This is a genomic window from Streptomyces sp. NPDC126510 (genome assembly GCF_040302345.1).
In the GTDB taxonomy this organism is placed as follows: domain Bacteria; phylum Actinomycetota; class Actinomycetes; order Streptomycetales; family Streptomycetaceae; genus Streptomyces.
The window spans coordinates 200,044-218,648 of record NZ_JBEORR010000011.1 but is presented as its reverse complement, the minus strand read 5'-3'; the positions used below and the strand labels follow the sequence as shown (position 1 = coordinate 218,648).

The following is an 18,605-nucleotide window of genomic DNA, read 5'->3' as shown; positions in this document are numbered from 1 at the left end:
GGGAAGACTGGACACCGGCTGGAAGGCCCTGGGGCCAGCCTCTATGATCGGCACACTTTCCTGACCTTTCCTGCACGGACAGAGATCGAATACATGCGGGAGCGAGCGGTGAGCGGAACCTCCGAAGGGCCGGCGCCCGCGGCAGACCTGGACCGGCCGGTCGTCACAGAGAGTGAGATCGACACGTCTCCCCGTACCGAGCCACCGTCCCGGCAGCCCTACCGCTCGGTCTTCACGGCCGCCCCGCTCGCCATGGCGGTCGTGGACCGGGAGGGCACGGTGGTCAGCGCCAACGACGCGCTCGCCGCGCTGCTCGGCACCGGCCCGGACGGGCTCGCCGGGTCGGTCGCCGCCGACCTGGTCGACCTCACCTCCGACGCCCGCACCTGGCACGCCTACCGCGAGGTGCTGCGCGGCCGGCAGTCCCGGTTGCGCTGTACGCGCCGGCTCAAACACCCCGACGGGCACTCGCTGTGGGTGCAGGTGACGGTCACCCCGCTGCCCGCCGAGGAAAACGGCGTCCTGCTGTCCGTCGCCGACATCAGCGCCCGCCGGGAACTCCAGGCCAGGCTGCGGCACTTGCAGATGCACGACCCCGTGACCCGGCTGCCCAACCGCACCCTGTTCTTCGAACGACTGTCGGCCGCGCTGGAGGCGGAGTCCTACGAGCAGAGCGGCACGGGCCGGATCGGGCTGCTCTACCTGGACCTGGACGGCTTCAAGGCCATCAACGACACCCTCGGTCACCGCGTCGGCGACCGGCTGCTCGCCGCCGTCGCCGAGCGCCTCATGCGCTGCGCGGACGAGGCGGGGCACTCACGGACCAGCACCCCGCTGGTGGCCCGGCTCGGCGGCGACGAGTTCGCGCTGCTCGTCGAGGACTCCACCGGCACCGAACAGCTGGCCGAACTGGCCGAGTCGGCCCTGCGGGCGGTCCAGGATACGTTCGACATCTCCGGGCAGCGGCTGTCGGTCTCGGCGTCGATCGGGGTCGTGGAGCGGCACGCCGCGGGCACCACCCCCACCGCGCTGATGCAGGCGGCCGACACCACGCTCTACTGGGCGAAGGCGGACGGCAAGGCCCGCTGGACGCTGTTCGACCCGGAGCGCAACGCCCACCGCATGACCCGTCAGGCCCTCGCCTCCACGCTCCGGCCCGCCATCGAGCGGGGCGAGTTCCAGCTGGAATACCAGCCGCTGGTGGGCATGGAGGACGACCGGCTGCACGGGGTCGAGGCGCTCATCCGCTGGAATCATCCTCAGTTCGGCGTACTGACGCCGAATCGGTTCATCGGACTTGCGGAGGAGGACGGTTCGATCGTCCCGCTGGGCCGCTGGGTGCTGCGCACGGCCTGCCGGCAGGCCCGGCGGTGGCAGCTGGACCACCCGGACGAGCCGCCGATCTTCGTCAGCGTGAACGTGGCGGTGCGGCAGGTGTGGGACTCCGACCTGGTGGCCGACGTGGCGGAGACCCTGGCCGAGACGGGCCTCGCGCCGCACCTGCTCCAGCTGGAGCTGACGGAGTCGGCGGTGATGGGCTCGGCCGGCCGTCCGCTGCAGGCCCTGAAAGCGCTCAGCGACATGGGGGTGCGGATCGCCATCGACGACTTCGGCACCGGCTACTCGAACCTCGCGTACCTGAGCCGGCTGCCGGTGTCGGTGCTGAAGCTGGACGGATCGTTCGTGCGCGGCTTCCAGTACGACGACCGGGAGGCGGCCGCCCGCGCGAACCCGGCCGACGCGGTCGTCGTCGAGGCGATGATCCAGCTCGCGCACCGGCTCGGGCTGACCGTCACGGCCGAGTGCGTCGAGACCTCGGCGCAGGCGACCCGGCTGCGCAGCATCGGCTGCGACACCGGACAGGGCTGGCTCTACTCCCGCCCGGTGCCGCCGGACCGTATCTCCGAGCTGCTGGGCACGCCGGACGTTCAGGCCGAGGCGGGTGTCGGCAACCCGTAGGCGTCGGCGATGAGTTCGTAGGAACGGACACGGACGTCGCCGCCGTGCGCGTTGGCCGTGATCATCAGCTCGTCGGCGCCGGTGCGCTTGGCGAGGTCGTCCAGGCCCGAGCGCACCTCGTCCGGAGTGCCGTGGATGACGTTGGCGTTCCAGGAGTCGACGAATTCGCGCTCCATGGGGCTGAACTCGTAGGCCTCCGCCTCCTCCGGGGTGGGCACGAGACCGGGGCGGCCGGTGCGCAGCCGGACCATGCTGAGGGCGGCGGACAGCACCTGCCGCCGGGCCTCCCGCTCCTCGTCGGCGGCGAACGCGGAGACGCCGATGAGGGCGTACGGCTCGTCCAGCACGGCGGACGGCTGGAAGGACTCCCGGTACAGGTCGAGCGCCGGGATCGTGTTCTGCGCCGAGAAGTGGTGCGCGAAGGCGAAGGGCAGACCCAGGCCACCGGCCAGACGGGCGCTGAAGCCGGAGGAGCCGAGCAGCCAGAGCGGCGGGCGGTGCGGGGACTGGACGCCGCCGGGCGAGGTGGCCTGGACCGGGCCGGGGACCGCGTGGATGCGGCGGTACGGATGCCCGTCGGGGAAGTCGTCGTCGAGGAAGCGGATCAGCTCGGCGAGCTGCTGGGGGAAGTCGTCGGCGCCCTCGTTCAGCCGTTCCGTGCGGCGCAGGGCGGCGGCCGTGGCGCCGTCGGTGCCGGGGGCGCGGCCGAGGCCGAGGTCGATCCGGCCCGGGGCCATGGCCTCCAGCGTCCCGAACTGCTCGGCGATGACGAGCGGGGCGTGATTGGGCAGCATCACACCGCCCGAGCCGAGCCGGACGCGGTCGGTGTGGGCGGCGAGGTGGGCCAGGATCACGGCCGGGGAGGAGGAGGCCACACCCGGCATGGAGTGGTGCTCGGCGACCCAGTAGCGGTGGAAGCCGCGGCTCTCCGCGAGACGGACCAGGTCGACGCTGGTGCGCAGGGCGTCGGAGGCGGTACGGCCGGCCCCCACGGTGACCAGGTCCAGAACGGAGAGGGGGACGGGGGCGCTGCCCTGCGCCGCGCCGCGTATCTCGTCTGCCGCGCCGCGTGTCTCGTCTGCCGCCACGGTGGGGTGCCTCCTGCTGTGGGCCGTGTGCTGTCGTTCCGGCCATAACAGGGGACTGTCTCCGGTTATTCCCCGGAAGCCCGACCGGGGGTCAGGCGGCCCGCTCCCAATCACTGCGGACGCTGTCGTGCGGAGGTGGGCGGTCGGCCTTCTCGCGGGCTCGCAGGACGGTCCACGCGAGGGCTGACGCACAGACGAGCCACCAGGGCAGCGGCCACACGGATCCCCACCAGCGGACCCGGGGATCGAAGAAGGCGTCCACGGCGGCGGAGACCATGGCCGCGGCCAGGCTCCAGCACAGCAGGCGCCCGGCCAGCTGGACAGCGCTTGCAGAGGATCTGAACGGGCCCGGTACGGCCATCGGGAGTCCTTCACGGCACGACTGGCTGCGGACGTGGTCAGTGTGCACGGAATGGACGACGGAGGGGGAACGCGCTTTCGGTCAATCCAAGTTTCGTGTGATGTGGCGGAGTTGAGCATTCCTCAGCACCGGGTGGGGCGTTGGAGCGCCTATGCCCCGATCTGCACAGAAGAAGGGGTGGGACCGATTCCGGCCCCCATGGAGAGCGCGTTCGAGGGCACGGCCGCCTTTTTCAGCCGCCCCGGGGCACTCGGACTCCCTGACCACTCGGCCGCTCGTCGTCCATGTCGTGCTGCGAATCCTCCGGTGGCGTCGCGCGGGGAGGGCAGGTCCATGAGCGGGAGGAGGGCCGTCCTGCGCGACCGGTTGGGCGGCGCCGGTGCGGCGGGTCTGTTCGGGGCCGTGGTCGCGGGCCGCAACGGCTGTTCGACTCGGGGGTCGGCGGGACTTCCTTCTGGCCCTGTCGGTCGGAGCGGTCACCGGCGGAGCCGTCGGCTTCGCGTTCCCCTCGGTCCTTCGCCGGGGCCGCCGGGAACGACCCGCCGTCCCGCCACCGCCGCATCCCCCGCCTCCGCCCCGCCACGAAGCGCGGACCGTGGCCGTGACCCGTGATCTCCTCGTCGCCCGCGACGGGTGCCGCGGGCGACGGGAACCATGCCTCGCGGCTCACACCTGGACGATCGGCTCCCGCGTGAAGAGTGCTCCCAACTCCGGCGCGTTCACCCGGCGGTCCGCCAGGCGCAGGCCCTCCCAGACCGTGACCTGGTTGGCGGTGAGGATCGGCTTGCCGAGTTCCTTCTCCAGGGCCTGGATGTGGGCGGCCGTGTGGAGGGCCGTGTCGGGCAGGAGGAGCGCCTCGGCGTCGGGGTGGTCGGAGTCGCGGGCCAGGGCGAGGAGTTCGGCCTCGCCCCACGTGCCGACCTCGGCGGCCGTGATGATGCCGGAGCTGTTGACCGACACGACCTCCACACCGGCCGCGCTCAGGAACTCCGCGAAGAGCCGCGCCACGTCCTCCGGGTAGGTCGCACCGATCGCGACCCTGCGCGCACCCACCTCCCGCACCGCGTGCACGAAGGCGAAGGACGTCGACGAGGCCGGCATGCCGGCGGTGTGGGCCAGGGCGCGGACCTGTTCCTGCGCGCCGTCCCAGCCGTAGACGAAGCTGCCGCTCGTGCAGGCCCACACCACGGCGTCCGCACCGGCGTGCCGCAGTTCCTGGACGCCCGCCGCGAGCCGCCCGGCGGAGCCCATCTCGAGCAGCGCGTCCACCCGGTGCGCGTCCTCACCGATGTCGGTGTGCACCAGGTCCACCCGGATGTCGCTGCCCAGCAACTGCTCGATGCGCGGATAGTCGTCCTCGGCGGAGTGGCCCGGGTAGAGAAATCCCAGTGCTGTCATGTCCAGCCTTCCTGCTGCTGCTCTTCTTCCGGCAGTACGGGACCGGGGTCCGCCCCCGGCGCTGCGGGACCGGAACGCGCCGCCGGATTGATCAGCGCTTGGTACGGCCCCACCGCACGGGTACCCAGTCGGCGCAGCGCCGCCCACATCGTCACTTGGTTGGCCGAGATCACGGGGATGCGCAGCTCGGCCTCCAACTGGGGGATCACGTCGTACGTGGGCAGGTTCGTGCAGCTGATGAACAGCGCGTCGGCGTCGCCGCGGACGGCCTGCCGGGCCATGTCCACCACCTCGCGGTAGGGGACCTTCCAGATGTGCCGGGTCAGCCCCATGAAGGCGCAGCCGGAGATCGCGACACCGGCCTGGGCGACGTAGGCCTCGAGCGACTGCGTCACCGAGACCGTGTACGGCGTCACCAGCGCCACCCGGCGTACGTCCAGCTCCACCAGGGCCTCCAGCAGCGCGCCGGAGGTGGTGATCGCCGGTACGGCACCGGCCCGGCTCATCGCCTCGCACATCGCCCGCTCGCCCATCGTGCCGCCGACGAAGCTGCCCGACGTGCAGGCGTAGGCCACGACCTCGGGGGCGATGGCGTTGAGCGTGCGGACCGCCTCGCTCAGCGTCTCGTGCTCACTGACCAGCCGGGCCAGGTCGAGGCTGACCTCGACCGGCACGTAGGGCGTTCGTGTCATGTGCAGGGAGACTTCGTCCGGCACCCAGCGCCACAGTTCGCGGTCGAGTGCGAAGTCGAAGGGGGCGACGACGCCGACCCCGCGCTGCGGGCTGGGCCCGCCGAGAAATGAGACGTCCATGGCAGGCACCGGCCTCACGCTGGGCAACTAGTGTGCAACGGATCGTGGGAACGCCCGTGTTGACGACGGTAGGTTCGGGTGCGAGCGTGGTCAATCCGCCCGGATCACTCCTTGGTCAACACCGGGTTGACTCGTCGTCACCGGCACGCCCCCGTGGCAGGCCGGCCCCGCCGCACGGCTGGAGAATCGGCTGCTCATGCCCACGCCCACCCTGCTCGTCCTGGACGCCGATCCCCTCCCCCGCCTCGGCCGCCTCACCGGCCGCGCCCGTATCGAACACACCGACGCGGCGCATCTGGCCGAGCGCCTCCCGCGTGCGGATGTACTCCTGGTGTGGGACTTCACCTCGCGCGCCGTGCGGGACGCCTGGCCGGGCGAGGGCCCGCGGCCACGCTGGGTGCATACGGCCAGCGCCGGTGTGGACCATCTGATGTGTCCGGAACTCGCCGCTTCGGACACGGTGGTGACGAACGCGCGCGGCATCTTCGACCAGCCGATCGCGGAGTACGTCGCCGCGCTCGTCCTGGCGATGGCCAAGGATCTGCCGAGGACGCTGGAGCTCCAGCGGGCGCGGACCTGGCGGCACCGCGAGTCGCAACGGGTCGCCGGGAGCCGGGCCGTGGTGGTCGGGTCGGGGCCGATCGGCCGGGCGATCGCGCGCACGCTGGGGGCGCTGGACATCACCACCGCACTCGTGGGCCGCGCCGCGCGCTCCGGGGTGCACGGCCCGGAGGACCTGGACCGGCTGCTGGCCCGCGCCGACTGGGTGATCGCGGCCGCCCCGCTCACGGACGAGACGCACGGGATGTTCGACGCCCGCCGCTTCGGCCTGATGCAGCCCTCCGCGCGGTTCGTGAACATCGGCCGCGGCCAGCTGGTCGTCGAGGACGCGCTCGCCGAGGCCCTGGCCAAGCGCTGGATCGCGGGCGCCGCCCTGGACGTCTTCGAGGCCGAACCCCTGCCCTCCGAAAGCCCCTTGTGGCAGGCCCCGGACCTGATCGTGTCCCCGCACATGAGCGGCGACACCATCGGCTGGCGAGACGACCTCGGTGCCCAGTTCGTGGAGCTGTACGAACAGTGGGCGTCCGGCGAGCCGCTGAAGAACGTGGTCGACAAGCAGCGTGGGTACGTACCTGGTCACTGACGTTCCTTGGAGGGTGGATGACCGAGCTCACCGACCTGACCGCCGTACGGCTTCTCGACGGGTACCGCAAGGGCGAGTGGAGTCCCGTGGAGGCGACCCGGGCGGCGCTGGAGCGGGCCGAGGCGATCCAGCCGGAGGTGAACGCCTTCGTCCGGCTGACCGCCGAGGACGCGCTGGAGCGGGCCGGGGAGTCGGAGGAGCGATGGCGGCGCGGTGAGCCACGCGGGCTGCTGGACGGGGTGCCGGTCACCGTCAAGGACATCCTGCTGCAGCGCGGGGCGCCGACCCTGCGCGGGTCCAGGGCCGTGGATCCGGCGGGGAAGTGGGACGAGGACGCCCCCTCCGTGGCCCGGCTGCGGGAGCACGGGGTGGTCTTCATCGGCAAGACGACGACGCCCGAGTTCGGCTGGAAGGGCGTGACGGACTCGCCGCTCAGCGGGATCACGCGCAACCCGTGCGACCCCTCGCGCACCGCGGGCGGGTCGAGCGGCGGCAGCGCGGCGGCGGTGGCGCTCGGCGCGGGGCCGCTGTCGCTGGGCACGGACGGCGGCGGCAGTGTGCGCATCCCGGCGTCGTTCTGCGGGATCTTCGCGCTGAAGCCGACGTACGGGCGGGTGCCGCTCTACCCGGCGAGCGCGTTCGGCACGCTGGCGCACGTCGGACCGATGACCCGGGACGCGGCGGACGCGGCGCTGCTGATGGACGTCATCGGGCATCCGGACTCGCGCGACTGGTCGGCGCTCGCGGCCCCGGCCGGCCCGTACACGGACGGCCTGGCCGGCGGGGCCGGGGTGCGGGGGCTGCGGGTGGCGTACTCGCCGTCGCTGGGCGGGCAGGTGGCGGTGCGGCCCGCGGTCGCGAGGGCGGTGCGACGAGCGGTGGAGCGGCTGGCGGAACTCGGCGCGTACGTCACGGAGACCGACCCGGACCTCACCGACCCGGTGGAGGCCTTCCACACCCTGTGGTTCAGCGGGGCGGCCCGGGTGACCCAGCACCTGGGCCCGCACCAGCGGGAATCGCTGGACCCGGGGCTGCGGGAGATCTGTGCGCGGGGCGCCCGGTACTCGGCGCTGGACTATCTGGCCGCGGTGGACGTCCGGATGCACCTCGGCCGCCGGATGGGCCGTTTCCACGACACCTATGACCTGCTCGTCACGCCGACCATGCCGCTCACGGCGTTCGAGGCGGGCGCGGAGGTACCGAAGGGTTCCGGCCATCGGCGGTGGACGGGCTGGACCCCGTTCACCTACCCGTTCAACATGACGCAGCAGCCCGCGGCGAGCGTGCCGGTCGGCTCGGACGCGGACGGTCTGCCGATCGGTCTGCAGCTCGTGGCCGCCCGGCACCGGGACGATCTGGTGCTGCGGGCGGCGCACGCGCTGTACGAGGCGGGGGTGGCCTCCGCCGGCCGTCCTACGCCCTCCGGAAGCTGAGCGACTCCCCCGCCGCTCCCGACCTCCACAGGTCGTTGCACGCCTCGGCCATGGTGTCCAGGCCGTCGACGACCTGGCCCCAGACGATGCCGGGCACCCAGCCGACGTCGCCGTTCAGCAGCAGGTTGTTGCGCTCGTAGAACAGGGCCAGGTCGACGAGCGTGGTCCCGGCGCGGACCTCGCGGTCGTAGCCGTACGCCTTGGTCCCCAACTCCGCCCCGGCGAAGGTGAAATAGCACAGATCGCCGGGGATAGGGGTGATGGTCGGGTTTTCCAGGGGTGGTTCGGTTTCGGCGAAGGGCGGGAAAAGGGCGTAGATCTCGTTGCGTGCGTACTTCGCGTGGTAGACGTCGCCGGCCAGCGGAAGGGAATCCCAGACGGCCGCGCAGGTGATCGGCGCGCGGTCGTCCAGCAGCTTGGCCGTGCAGGTCACGTCGCGCTTGACCAGCGAGACTTCGATGTAGCGATCAGCCATGCCTCCATGGGAGTGCCCGCCGCCGCCGCGGTCAAGGGCGCGGGTGGTGAGTGCGGGGCTTGAAAAGATCGGCATAACTCGGAGGCGGTCGGGTAGCCGCGCGCCCATGGCTCCACCACAGAGAAGCCCTTTCAGATGTCCCGAACCCATACCCCGGCCCGTTTCCGGGCCCACGCGCCGGTCGCTGCTCGCGGGGGTGGCGGCGCTCGGCGCGCTGGGTGCCGCCGGATGCAGCCGGGTCGCCACCGCGTCGGACGCCGAGGGCGGTGACCTGCTCGGCCGGCTCAGGGCGGCGGGCGTCGTCCGGCTCGGCATCGCCGGCGAGATCCCGTTCGGCTTCATCGACACGAACGGCGAACTGACCGGTGAGGCGCCGGAACTGGCCAAGGTGATCTTCAAGCGGCTCGGCGTCGACCGGGTGCAGCCCGTGCCGACCGAGTTCGGCTCGCTCATCCCGGGCCTGAACTCCCAGCAGTTCGACGTCGTGGCCGCCGGGATGTACGTGAACCCCGAGCGCTGCGAGCAGGTCATCTTCGCCGACCCCGACTACCAGATGCTCGACGCGTTCATCGTGCGCAAGGGGAACCCGAAGGGGTTGCGCAGCTACAAGGACATCGTGGGGAAGAAGGCGAAGTTCGCCACCGGGACCGGCTACGCCGAGATCCAGTACGCCGTGGACGCCGGGTACAAGGAGAGCGACATCCTCATCGTCCCGGACCAGGTGGCGGGGCTGAACGCCGTCGAGGCGGGACGTGTGGACGTGTTCGCCGGCACGGCGCTCACCGTGCGCGAGGTGGTCAAGAAGTCCGCCAAGGCGGAGGCCACCGATCCGTTCAAGCCGACCGTCGACGGCAAGCCGCACGTCGACGGCGGCGCCTTCGCGTTCCGGCCGACCGAGACGAAGCTGCGCGACGCCTTCAACGTGGAGCTGCGCAAGCTCAAGAAGAGCGGCGAACTGCTCCGCATCCTCAAGCCGTTCGGTTTCACCGAGGCCGAGATGACGGATCTGACCGCGAAGGAGCTCTGCGGCGGATGACCTCGGGACTCTGGGAACTCGTACTCAAGGGCGTCTGGGTCACGGTCCAGCTGCTCGTCTGCAGCGCCCTGCTGGGCGCCGTGGTGTCCTTCGCCGTCGGTGTCGCGCGCACCCACCGGCTGTGGATCGTCCGCTTCCTCGCGGGCGTGTACACCGAGGTGTTCCGCGGCACGTCGGCGCTGGTGATGATCTTCTGGGTGTACTTCGTGCTGCCCATCGCCTTCGGCTGGCAGCTGGTGCCGCTGTGGGCGGGCACTCTCGCCCTCGGACTGACCTACGGGGCGTACGGCTCCGAGATCGTGCGCGGTGCGCTGAACGCGGTCGACCCGGCGCAGAAGGAGGGCGGGATCGCGCTCAGCTTCACGCCCTGGCAGCGGCTGCGGCTGATCCTGCTGCCACAGGCGGTGCCGGAGATGGTCCCGCCGTTCTCCAACCTGCTGGTCGAGCTGCTCAAGGGCACCGCCCTGGTGTCCGTCATGGGCATGGGTGACCTGGCGTTCAGCGGCAACCTGGTGCGTCTGGCGCTCCAGGAGAGCGCGGAGATCTACACGATCGTGCTGCTGATCTACTTCGTGATCGCCTTCGTGCTGACCCGCGGCATGCGCGGTCTGGAACGCAAGCTCAAGGCCGGCACGGGCAAGCCGGTCGGAAGTACGCCCGACCAGGAGCTGGAACGTGCGCAGACGACCGGGGTCGGAGGTGCCGTCGCATGAAATGGGACTGGAGCGCTGTCAGCGGCTTCATGCCGCACCTCTGGGACGGTCTGCTGGTCACCCTGCAGATCCTGGCCCTCGGTTCGCTGATCTCGTTCGCGCTGGGCCTGGTGTGGGCGCTGCTGATGCGGGTGCCCTCGCGCTGGGTGACCTGGCCGCTCGGCGTGGTCACGGAGTTCGTCCGCAACACCCCGCTGCTGGTGCAGCTGTTCTTCCTCTTCTACGTGCTGCCCGAGTGGGGCCTGACCTTCTCGGCGCTGACCACCGGCGTCTTCGCGATCGGGCTGCACTACTCGACGTACACGATGCAGGTCTACCGGGCCGGTATCGAGGCCGTGCCGGTCGGTCAGTGGGAGGCGGCGACGGCGCTGAACCTGCCGCTGCACCGGACGTGGACCGCGGTGATCCTGCCGCAGGCGGTGCGTCGCGTCGTCCCGGCGCTCGGCAACTACGTCATCTCCATGCTCAAGGACACGCCGATGGTCATGGCGATCACCGTGCTGGAGATGCTCGGCCAGGCGCGCCTGTACTCGCAGGAGCACTTCCAGTTCACCGAGCCGCTGACGGTGATCGGCGTGGCCTTCATCGTCATTTCCTACCTGGCCTCCCTTGCCCTGCGAGCCCTGGAGCGACGCCTTGCCCACTGACACTCTCCCCAATCCCGGCACCAACCCCGAGAAGAGCCCCGTCGGGAGCACCGGCGAGCTGATCCGGCTGGAGCAGGTCACCAAGCGGTTCGGGAGCAACACCGTCCTGGACCACCTGGACTTCTCGGTCGACGCCGGCAAGCACGTCACCCTGATCGGGCCGTCCGGATCCGGCAAGACCACGATCCTGCGGCTGCTGATGACCCTGCTCAAGCCCGACGAGGGCACGATCACGGTCGACGGGCAGCAGCTGTTCCCGGCCTCCGACAAGCAGGTCCGCGAGGTCCGCAAGAAGATCGGCATGGTCTTCCAGCAGTTCAACCTGTTCCCGAACATGACGGTGCTGCGGAACATCACCGAGGCGCCGGTCACCGTCCTCGGCATGTCGAAGGACGAGGCGGTGGAGCGGGCCAAGGGCCTGCTCGACATGGTGGGCCTGGCCGACAAGTGCGACGCGCACCCGGCCCAGCTCTCCGGCGGCCAGCAGCAGCGGGTGGCGATCGCCCGGGCCCTGGCGATGCGGCCGCAGGTGCTGCTGCTGGACGAGGTGACCTCCGCGCTCGACCCCGAGCTGGTGGCGGGAGTCCTCGACGTCCTCAGGGACATCGCCCGCTCCACCGACATCACGATGCTCTGCGTGACCCACGAGATGAATTTCGCCCGGGACATCTCCGACCAGGTACTGATGTTCGACCACGGCCGGATCATCGAGTCGGGCACACCGGAAAAGATCTTCAGTGACCCGGAGCTGGACCGGACACGGGAGTTCCTCAGCGCAGTGCTGTGACTACAGCCCGTGAACAGGCAGAACACCCCGCCCGGTGACCGGGACGCGACTGGGGCATGCTTCTGGCACATGCCAGAGTGTCATTGCCCCAGTCCGGGGCCCCGGGAATCTTGTCAACCCCCGCTCCCCGCAAGCCCATTGCCGGTTAACCTGGAAAAGGTTCACTGACCGGATTACGGCCCTACAGCAAGCGCAGGGGGAGACCACCGTGGCGCTGAAGCACGAGCCGACCACCCCGTATCACTCGGCCCAGGAAGCCCTGCGCGTCCTGGAGACCGTGGCGCGCGGTACCAGCGGTGTCACCGACGCCGAGATAGCCCTGCACACCCGCATCGCACCGGAGCGGCTGACCACGCTCCTGCGCATGCTGCGCCGCGAGGGCTACGTCGAGCAGATCGCCGACGGCGCCTACGTCACGGGCGAGACCCTGGCCCGCCTCGGCTCCGCCCACCACCGCGAGCAGGCGCTGCGCGACAAGCTCCAGCGCACCCTGGACCGGCTGCGGGACTCGGTCGGCGCCGCCATCTACATGAGCCGGTACGTCGACGGCGAGATCAGCATCACCCACTACGCCGACAGCCCGTCCACGCCCGCCGTCAACGAGTGGGTCGACTTCCGCTCCTCGGCCCACGCCACCGCCATCGGCAAGAGCCTGCTCACCCAGCTCGACCACGCCGGCCGGCGCGACCACCTCGCCCGGCACAAGATGGCCCGCCTCACCTCGCGCACCATCACCAGCGACCGGCTCCTGCTCTCCCGGCTGGAGGCGCAGCCGCCCACCGTGCCCGTCCTGGACCTCCAGGAGTACGCGATCGGCACGGTCTGCGCGGCCGTCCCGATCACGGCCGGCTCCTCCGTCGGCTGCCTGGCACTGTCCCTCCCGATCGAGCACGCCCACCGCCTGCGCCAGGCCGCGGACACCCTGAACCGCCACGCCGCCCCGGTGCTGCTCTCCCTGGCGATCTAGACCCATGCCGGGTGGTCCGGAGCACCCCCCGGCATTGGGTAGTATTTTCCCGTCGCCCGCCGCGGAACGCGATTCCGACGGCAGGCGAGAGTCATGCGCCGCTAGCTCAGTTGGTTAGAGCAGCTGACTCTTAATCAGCGGGTCCGGGGTTCGAGTCCCTGGCGGCGCACGGATGAGGGGCCTCTCGTGGGAGCGAGAGGCCCCTCAGCGCGTCTGCGATCCCCTTCGGTCAGCCTGCGGTACGCCCGCTCCCCGGGTGGCCGCCACCACACCGGGCCGGCGCACCGCACACCCTCCCCGCGCAGCTCCGCCCGGCGGATCTTGTTCGTCGCCGTCACCGGCATCCGCTCCACCACCCGCACGAACCGGGGCGCCATCTTCGTCCCGAGGTCGGGCTGAGCGGCGAGGAACGCCTCGAAGCCCTCCGGATCGAACGAACCGGCGATCGCGGCCATGACCTGGTCCCCGGTCACCGGGTCCGGTACGGCGTACACACAGACCGCCTCCGCCCCCTCGTACCGCGCGAGGATGTTCTCGATCATCGCCGCCGCCAAATTCTCCCCGTCCACCCGGAGACGGTCGTCGGTGCGGCCGGCGAAGTAGAGGTAGCCGTCGGTGTCGCGGTAGAAGAGGTCGCCCGTCCAGTACCAGCCTCCCCCACTCTCGGCTTCGCTCGAGCGGGGGGACCCCCATCCACGGCGCTCCGCCTCCGCCGGAGGGTTGCGCCAGTAGCCCTCGAAGGGGCTGGACCCCTGGTTGACGAGTTCGCCGATCGCCTCGTCCCCGTTGAGCAGCCGCCCCGCCCCGTCGAAGACGGCAGCCTCGCACTCCGCACAGGTCTCCCGGTCGAGGACGACGAGCCCGGGCGTCGACCGGCCGACCGCGCCCGGCGGTGTCCCCGGTGTCCACGCGATCGCCGCCCCGCCCTCCGACGAGCCGTAGCCCTCCACCAGCCGCACCCCGAAGCGCCGCTCGAAGGCGGCCGCGTCCACCGCGCCCGCCTCCGTGCCGAAGCCCAGGCGCAGACAGTGGTCGCGGTCGTCCGGGCGCGGCCCGGTGGCCAGGACGTACTGGATCGCCCGGCCCACGTACGTGAAGTACGTCGCCCCGTACCGGCGCACGTCCGGCAGGAACCCGGACGCCGAGAAGCGGCGACGCAACGCCACCGCCGCGCCGGTCACCAGCGCGGGTGCCCAGTCGGCGATCACCGCGTTGCCGTGGAACATCGGCATGCAGACGTAGTGGACGTCGTCCGGCGACAGGGCGAACTGGTCCGCCAGGGAGCGGCCGGCGGCCGCCAGACGGCCCTGGGAGCAGAGCGCGGCCTTGGGGGCGCCCGTCGAGCCGGAGGTGAAGTAGAGCAGGAAGCGATCGCCGGGGGTGGCCCTGCGAGGGTCGGGGCGAGCCTCGGCGTACGGGGTGAGGAGCTCGGCGTACTCCGGGGTGTCCGTCACCAGCAGACGGACACCCGGCAGATCCAGGTCTGTGAGCAGCGGCAGGTGGGCCCGCTCGGTGATCAGGACGCGGCACTCGGTGTGAAGGATGTCGCGGGCGAGTTCGGCACCGCGCCGGGTGGGGTTGACCCCGGCGACGGCCGCCCCCGCCAGGGCCGCGGCGCCCAGCCAGAGCGGGAACTCGGGAGTGTTGTCGAGGAGCACCCCGAGGTGGGGTTCGGCGGCCGGCGGCAGGAGGTCCGTGAGGAGTGCCGCCCGGGCCGCGGCGCCCGCCGCCACCTCGTGGTGTGTGAAGGTGCCGTCCTCGCACCGCAGGCCGGGGCGGTGGTCGCCCCACCGGGCGGCGATGAGTTCCGCGACCGTGCTCGCCCTGGAGTCCATGGGCGCGCACGGTAGTTGACATAGCGTCAGATGTGGAGCGCTACGGCTGCAGGAAGTCGCCCACGGCGGAGAACATCGCGTACGTCACCACCATGAAGCCGACGGCGAAGAGGATGAACGTGCCGAGGAAGGCGAGCAGACATCCCGTGCCCGCGACGAGCTTCCCCTGCGCCGGAGGCCTGGCCGTGGCGTGCTCCGGGCGGTCCGCCGGGTAGTGCACGGTGACGATGTCGCCCTCGAGGGTCGTCCCGGGCCCGCCGTGCTCCTCGAAGCGGACGCCACGGCCCTCGCGCGTGGTGAACTCGTACACGTGGTGCAGAGTGGTGCGCACCGAGCTGTCGCCGCCCCCACTCGTCGTCGCGTATGTCCGCAGACAGCGGGCCTCGGCGGTCAGACCGCTGTTCCAGGCGCGGCTGACCCGCACGGAGCGGCGGATCACCACGACCACGGCGCAGGAAGCGACCGCGATCATGAGCATGGGCACGATGTAGAAGAAGGTTTCCATGAGCTCCCCCGATGCCCTGGGCGGCCATCGAGCGGCCGGCGTGGCAGGAACTTACCCACACCGGCCGCAGCGGTGACTCAAGAGAAGCTCAGAGGTTCGGCAGGATTCAGAAGGTCACGTCCGAGCAGGCGTAGAACGCGTTGGCCGTGTCGGCGATCGTCCACACCGCCACGATGACGTGCCGGCCGCTGAGCCCGGCCGGCAGCCTGCCGCTGTGGGAGAGCGTGGACGGCGGGCGCTGCCCGTTGTACGGCACCGTGAAGAACGGGGTGAGGTTGAGGTCGGACCGGGCCAGGTTGTGGTTCTGGTTCCAGCCCGGCTTGGTGACGTAGTACTTGAAGTCGGTCGTGGCGTGCATGGCGGTGAACTGCCAGCGGAACGTGTAGCTCTGGCCGCCCGTCACCTTGGTGGCCGGCCAGGCGCCGCCGGACGGGGTCCGCGGTGCGCTGAGCTGACCGAACTGGCCGAGGCCGGCGTTGCAGATCTGCCCGTCGGCGGGGCCGGAGGCCGGGAAGCCCTTCGGGCCCTCGACGCTCTGCGGCTCCCACTGGATGGATCCGCAGTTGGTCACGGTGCCGTTCTGGCAGAGCTTCTGCCGGCTGATGGGGAGGTCGGTGTAGCCGTGGCCGCTGGCACCGCCGGAGGAGAGCACGAGAGCTCCGGTCGTGGCCAGTCCCACCGCGGCTGCGGACATCTTGGTCCTGGTACGCATGCTGCCGCTCCTGGAGAACGTGGGGGAGGTTCAGTGAGCCGTGCATGTAGGTCTAGACCAAGTTCGAGATTATGGCCGCTAGTTGAACATGTCCATACCAATCACGGAGCTGTTTCTCCCCGGCCGGCGCAGAACGCCACCGTCAGGTCCTTCACCAGCACCTTCCGCTCGTAGTCGTCGAGTTCGACCAGCCCCCGCATGGTCAGCCGGGTCACCGTGTCCTCCACCGAGTCCACGACCGAGGTGAGCACGCTCGCCCGGTGCCGGGCGTCCAGCTGCGCGATCCGGCGACGGTGCATCGCGGCTGCGATCTCGGGGGCGTACTCCACGCGGACCGGCTGCACGGAGAACACCTCCAGGCCGACCGGGGCCGCGTCCGCCGCCACCAGGCCGGTCAGCGCCTCGGCCGCCGCACCCCCGGCGCCGCGCGGCCCGCCCGGCATCTCCACCGGCACCCGGGCCAGCGCCGCCTCGACGCACTCACGCAGATACGTCTCGTGGTCCTCGACGCCCAGCATGGCCCGGGCGGTGTCCCGCACCCGCCACACCACCAGCACGACCACCCGCAGCGCGACCCCGCTCCCGTCGGCCGCGTGCAGGGGCTCGCTGCGCCAGTGCCGCAGCCGAACGTCCACCCGGCGGCGCAGCAGCAGCGGGTTGACCCACAGCAGGCCGGAACGCCGGACGGTCCCCCGGTAGCGGCCGAACAGGTCCAGCACCCAGGCACGCCCGGTGCGGCCCCGGGCCAGCCCGCCGAGCCCGAACAGCCCGAGCGCCCCGGCCCCCGCGTACGCGGCCCACTGCGCGGGGCCGAGCCCGGCCCCGGCGTACGCGGGCAGCCGCAGCGCCTCCAGCGCGAGCGGCGGCAGCACCCCGGCCCACCAGGAGGTGGCCACGCACCCGGCCGCGCCACAGACCCCGGCCAGGACACCGGCCGCGCCGGGCAGCACCCGCGCGGGCCGCTCCACCAGGCCGGGGTCGACCTCCGGCACCGGGCGCCTAGGGGCCACCGGACGCCTGACGCGCGGCTGCTCCCCCGTGCCCTGCCTGCGGCCGACGACCGCCGGCTTCACCGGCACCGGCGCGGGGTCGGGGTCGTCGCGGAACAGCAGGTGGACGGGGATCTCGGTGGTGGACTCGTTCTGGATGAGCCGGGCGGACCGGGCCGGTCCGTCGGCCGGCCCGTCGGACTCGGACGTGTGGGAAGTGGTCGTACTCATGCGTGCCTCCAGCCTCCGCGCCAGATGCGTCACAACGGTGGTCCCGGATGTTGGGCCCCTCGAGGGCCCGTCCGGGATTCGGGGCCCACCCGGTGGGGGGCCTTGGAGCCGTGCGGAAAGAGGGGCCTCGGGGCCCTACGAGAAGAGGCGCCGCCAGGTTTCCGGGCCCGGGTAGCCGTCCGCCGCGCCGCCCCGCCAGCCCTGGGTGCGCTGGAAGGCCTCGACGCCGCGCCGGTCCGCCTCGCTCCAGGCCGGCCCCGGTCCGATCCGGTAGAACCGGCCGAACCCCTTCCGCACGAGCTGCTCGCCCAGCCGGGCGACGTAGGGGTTGCTCGCGCCGGGGCGGAACATCGCCCGCCCCGGGTAGCCGGGGACCCCGTGGGAGGCGGGCGGCGGGCCGACCACCTCGTCCTTCACGTCCTCGCCCTGGCCGGTGACCAGCAGCTCCCAGGTGCGCGGGTCGGGCAGCCCGCCGGCTTCCGCACCGGTCCAGCCCTGGGCCAGCTGGAACGCCCGGGTCGCCCGCCGGTCGGCACCGGTCCAGCGCGGCCCCGGGCCCGACGCGTACGCGCCGCCCGCCCCGCGTGCGACGAGCATGCGGCCGAGCTGCGTGACGTACTCGTTGTTCGCGCCGGGGCCGAAATACACCGCTCCCGGGTACGGCGTGGCGGCCGGGGCACCCGCCTGGCCGCCGTCCTTGCCGGGGACCGGCTCCTGCGCGGTGACGCCCTTGTAGCGGTAGGGCACGTACCGGCTGGAGTTGTCCCAGTAGGCGTAGGGGGTGGACTGCCGGCGGGTGTGCGGGGGTGTCTGCTCGTAGGCGGTGTAGTGGGTGTGCGTGCTGTCCGTCCAGCCGCCGAAAATGGTGACATGCGAGCCCTTCTCGGGGTCGGACACATTGTGGAACAGCAGAATGTCGCCCGGCTGGAGTTCCTCCTTGGAAATCTTCTCCCCGTATGCCGCGAGGCTGCCCGTCCATTCGTTCCGGGGCAGCCGCCAGGCCATCGACACATAGCCGGAGCAGTCCTGCCGATAACCGTCGGACCAGTAGGCGCTCATGCTGTACGGCACCTTCGCGGCGACCCAGGTCTTGGCCCTGTTGATGATCTCCGTCCGCGTGATGGCGGGGAGCTCCGCGGGGACGGAGGACTCCGTCTGGCGTCCTGCGGGGCCGTGCAGCGGTGACATGGCGCCCTGAGGGGTGTCGGGCTCGTCATCTGCGGGAATGCCGGGGCGGTGCGGGGCGTGCGGGGCCGCTGCGGCCGGTACGGCGTGGCCCGCGCCGAGGGCGGCGGAGGCCACGGCGGCCAGGGCCAGGGCCCGGTGCGCCGCCGGGTGGGCGCCGGCGCGGCCGGACCAGGAATGCGGGAGAGCGCGGCGCCAGTGGACGCAGCCTGGGCATTCGCAGTCGCTCGCGGGGTCGATTTCCTCGAATACCGGCGACTCCATGCGATTCCCCTCACACTTCCGGCGGAAAATGCGGCGCCCGGGCACCGGAGGGCGCGCGTTGCCA

General features: G+C 71.7%; 18 protein-coding genes and 1 tRNA gene. 9 read left to right on the top strand and 10 right to left on the bottom strand.

The genetic code is table 11. The features are described 5' to 3' along the window. Nucleotides 1-93: 93 nt before the first annotated feature. Nucleotides 94-1,959: a putative bifunctional diguanylate cyclase/phosphodiesterase gene (locus tag ABTX60_RS18175; protein WP_352098028.1), complete on the top strand. Its 1,866-nt coding sequence runs from the start codon at nt 94-96 to the stop codon at nt 1,957-1,959. On the opposite strand, the gene ABTX60_RS18170 is transcribed toward ABTX60_RS18175, so the two are convergent. The 4 genes from ABTX60_RS18170 to ABTX60_RS18155 form a co-directional block, all read right to left on the bottom strand. Then, nucleotides 1,929-3,047, bottom strand: coding sequence for an LLM class flavin-dependent oxidoreductase (locus tag ABTX60_RS18170; protein WP_352098027.1), 1,119 nt, complete (start codon nt 3,045-3,047; stop codon nt 1,929-1,931). The two genes, ABTX60_RS18175 and ABTX60_RS18170, sit on opposite strands and share 31 nt — an antisense overlap. A gap of 91 nt (nt 3,048-3,138) precedes the next feature. Next, nucleotides 3,139-3,408: a hypothetical protein gene (locus tag ABTX60_RS18165; RefSeq protein ID WP_352098026.1), complete on the bottom strand. Its 270-nt coding sequence runs from the start codon at nt 3,406-3,408 to the stop codon at nt 3,139-3,141. Nucleotides 3,409-4,074: 666 nt separating this feature from the next. Next, nucleotides 4,075-4,806 carry a maleate cis-trans isomerase family protein gene (locus ABTX60_RS18160; RefSeq protein ID WP_352098025.1) on the bottom strand — a complete coding sequence of 244 codons (732 nt, stop codon included), beginning with the start codon at nt 4,804-4,806 and terminating at the stop codon, nt 4,075-4,077. Continuing rightward, on the bottom strand, nt 4,803-5,618 hold the full coding sequence (locus ABTX60_RS18155) for a maleate cis-trans isomerase family protein (protein WP_352098024.1): 816 nt from the start codon (nt 5,616-5,618) through the stop codon (nt 4,803-4,805). Before ABTX60_RS18155 ends, ABTX60_RS18160 begins: the two co-directional genes overlap by 4 nt. A gap of 196 nt (nt 5,619-5,814) precedes the next feature. On the opposite strand from ABTX60_RS18155, the gene ABTX60_RS18150 reads away from it, so the two are divergent. Together ABTX60_RS18150 and ABTX60_RS18145 are read left to right on the top strand one after the other, a co-directional pair. Beyond that, on the top strand, nt 5,815-6,762 hold the full coding sequence (locus ABTX60_RS18150; protein WP_352098023.1) for a D-2-hydroxyacid dehydrogenase: 948 nt from the start codon (nt 5,815-5,817) through the stop codon (nt 6,760-6,762). 17 nt (nt 6,763-6,779) lie between these two features. After that, nucleotides 6,780-8,195 (top strand): amidase, encoded by a 1,416-nt coding sequence (locus ABTX60_RS18145; RefSeq protein ID WP_352098022.1) that lies wholly within the window; start codon nt 6,780-6,782, stop codon nt 8,193-8,195. Here the strand turns inward: ABTX60_RS18145 and ABTX60_RS18140 are convergent. Continuing rightward, nucleotides 8,176-8,670, bottom strand: coding sequence for a DUF3830 family protein (locus ABTX60_RS18140; protein WP_352098021.1), 495 nt, complete (start codon nt 8,668-8,670; stop codon nt 8,176-8,178). The two genes, ABTX60_RS18145 and ABTX60_RS18140, sit on opposite strands and share 20 nt — an antisense overlap. Nucleotides 8,671-8,776: 106 nt before the next feature. Here ABTX60_RS18140 and ehuB point away from each other — a divergent pair, with 106 nt between their 5' ends. The 6 genes from ehuB to ABTX60_RS18110 all read left to right on the top strand — a co-directional run bounded on the left by ehuB (nt 8,777) and on the right by ABTX60_RS18110 (nt 12,989). After that, complete coding sequence (ehuB, locus tag ABTX60_RS18135; RefSeq protein ID WP_352098020.1) at nt 8,777-9,706, top strand: ectoine/hydroxyectoine ABC transporter substrate-binding protein EhuB; 930 nt, start codon at nt 8,777-8,779, stop codon at nt 9,704-9,706. After that, the gene (gene ehuC / locus ABTX60_RS18130; protein WP_352098019.1) at nt 9,703-10,419 is read left to right on the top strand and encodes an ectoine/hydroxyectoine ABC transporter permease subunit EhuC; all 717 of its coding nucleotides are present in this window, start codon (nt 9,703-9,705) and stop codon (nt 10,417-10,419) included. The genes ehuB and ehuC overlap by 4 nt, the downstream gene beginning before the upstream one ends. Continuing rightward, nucleotides 10,416-11,066: an ectoine/hydroxyectoine ABC transporter permease subunit EhuD gene (ehuD, locus tag ABTX60_RS18125; RefSeq protein WP_352098018.1), complete on the top strand. Its 651-nt coding sequence runs from the start codon at nt 10,416-10,418 to the stop codon at nt 11,064-11,066. Before ehuC ends, ehuD begins: the two co-directional genes overlap by 4 nt. Beyond that, nucleotides 11,056-11,853 carry an ectoine/hydroxyectoine ABC transporter ATP-binding protein EhuA gene (ehuA, locus tag ABTX60_RS18120; RefSeq protein ID WP_352098017.1) on the top strand — a complete coding sequence of 266 codons (798 nt, stop codon included), beginning with the start codon at nt 11,056-11,058 and terminating at the stop codon, nt 11,851-11,853. Before ehuD ends, ehuA begins: the two co-directional genes overlap by 11 nt. Nucleotides 11,854-12,061: 208 nt before the next feature. Beyond that, the gene (locus ABTX60_RS18115; protein WP_352098016.1) at nt 12,062-12,820 is read left to right on the top strand and encodes an IclR family transcriptional regulator; all 759 of its coding nucleotides are present in this window, start codon (nt 12,062-12,064) and stop codon (nt 12,818-12,820) included. 95 nt (nt 12,821-12,915) lie between these two features. After that, nucleotides 12,916-12,989 (top strand) — tRNA-Lys (locus ABTX60_RS18110). On the opposite strand, the gene ABTX60_RS18105 is transcribed toward ABTX60_RS18110, so the two are convergent. The 5 genes from ABTX60_RS18105 to ABTX60_RS18085 form a co-directional block, all read right to left on the bottom strand. Then, nucleotides 12,955-14,655 (bottom strand): AMP-binding protein, encoded by a 1,701-nt coding sequence (locus ABTX60_RS18105; protein ID WP_352098015.1) that lies wholly within the window; start codon nt 14,653-14,655, stop codon nt 12,955-12,957. The two genes, ABTX60_RS18110 and ABTX60_RS18105, sit on opposite strands and share 35 nt — an antisense overlap. A gap of 40 nt (nt 14,656-14,695) precedes the next feature. After that, nucleotides 14,696-15,160, bottom strand: coding sequence for a DUF3592 domain-containing protein (locus tag ABTX60_RS18100; RefSeq protein ID WP_352098014.1), 465 nt, complete (start codon nt 15,158-15,160; stop codon nt 14,696-14,698). Nucleotides 15,161-15,266: 106 nt separating this feature from the next. Further along, nucleotides 15,267-15,872, bottom strand: coding sequence for a lytic polysaccharide monooxygenase auxiliary activity family 9 protein (locus ABTX60_RS18095; RefSeq protein WP_352098013.1), 606 nt, complete (start codon nt 15,870-15,872; stop codon nt 15,267-15,269). Between the two features lie 101 nt (nt 15,873-15,973). Then, nucleotides 15,974-17,092, bottom strand: a complete 1,119-nt coding sequence (locus ABTX60_RS18090; protein ID WP_352098012.1) for an SPFH domain-containing protein — start codon at nt 17,090-17,092, stop codon at nt 15,974-15,976. A gap of 135 nt (nt 17,093-17,227) precedes the next feature. Continuing rightward, nucleotides 17,228-18,541, bottom strand: a complete 1,314-nt coding sequence (locus ABTX60_RS18085) for a peptidoglycan-binding protein (protein WP_352098011.1) — start codon at nt 18,539-18,541, stop codon at nt 17,228-17,230. Nucleotides 18,542-18,605 lie beyond the last annotated feature (64 nt).

Excerpts from the sequence above, each read along its gene's own strand:
- ehuC (WP_352098019.1), top strand. The coding sequence starts at position 9,703 with ATGACCTCGGGACTCTGGGAACTCGTACTCAAGGGCGTCTGGGTCACG.
- ABTX60_RS18165 (WP_352098026.1), bottom strand. The coding sequence starts at position 3,408 with ATGGCCGTACCGGGCCCGTTCAGATCCTCTGCAAGCGCTGTCCAGCTG.
- ABTX60_RS18145 (WP_352098022.1), top strand. The coding sequence starts at position 6,780 with ATGACCGAGCTCACCGACCTGACCGCCGTACGGCTTCTCGACGGGTAC.
- ABTX60_RS18095 (WP_352098013.1), bottom strand. The coding sequence starts at position 15,872 with ATGCGTACCAGGACCAAGATGTCCGCAGCCGCGGTGGGACTGGCCACG.
- ABTX60_RS18140 (WP_352098021.1), bottom strand. The coding sequence starts at position 8,670 with ATGGCTGATCGCTACATCGAAGTCTCGCTGGTCAAGCGCGACGTGACC.
- ABTX60_RS18175 (WP_352098028.1), top strand. The coding sequence starts at position 94 with ATGCGGGAGCGAGCGGTGAGCGGAACCTCCGAAGGGCCGGCGCCCGCG.
- ehuB (WP_352098020.1), top strand. The coding sequence starts at position 8,777 with ATGGCTCCACCACAGAGAAGCCCTTTCAGATGTCCCGAACCCATACCC.
- ABTX60_RS18085 (WP_352098011.1), bottom strand. The coding sequence starts at position 18,541 with ATGGAGTCGCCGGTATTCGAGGAAATCGACCCCGCGAGCGACTGCGAA.
- ABTX60_RS18155 (WP_352098024.1), bottom strand. The coding sequence starts at position 5,618 with ATGGACGTCTCATTTCTCGGCGGGCCCAGCCCGCAGCGCGGGGTCGGC.
- ABTX60_RS18100 (WP_352098014.1), bottom strand. The coding sequence starts at position 15,160 with ATGGAAACCTTCTTCTACATCGTGCCCATGCTCATGATCGCGGTCGCT.
- ABTX60_RS18105 (WP_352098015.1), bottom strand. The coding sequence starts at position 14,655 with ATGGACTCCAGGGCGAGCACGGTCGCGGAACTCATCGCCGCCCGGTGG.
- ABTX60_RS18090 (WP_352098012.1), bottom strand. The coding sequence starts at position 17,092 with ATGAGTACGACCACTTCCCACACGTCCGAGTCCGACGGGCCGGCCGAC.
- ABTX60_RS18150 (WP_352098023.1), top strand. The coding sequence starts at position 5,815 with ATGCCCACGCCCACCCTGCTCGTCCTGGACGCCGATCCCCTCCCCCGC.
- ehuD (WP_352098018.1), top strand. The coding sequence starts at position 10,416 with ATGAAATGGGACTGGAGCGCTGTCAGCGGCTTCATGCCGCACCTCTGG.
- ABTX60_RS18160 (WP_352098025.1), bottom strand. The coding sequence starts at position 4,806 with ATGACAGCACTGGGATTTCTCTACCCGGGCCACTCCGCCGAGGACGAC.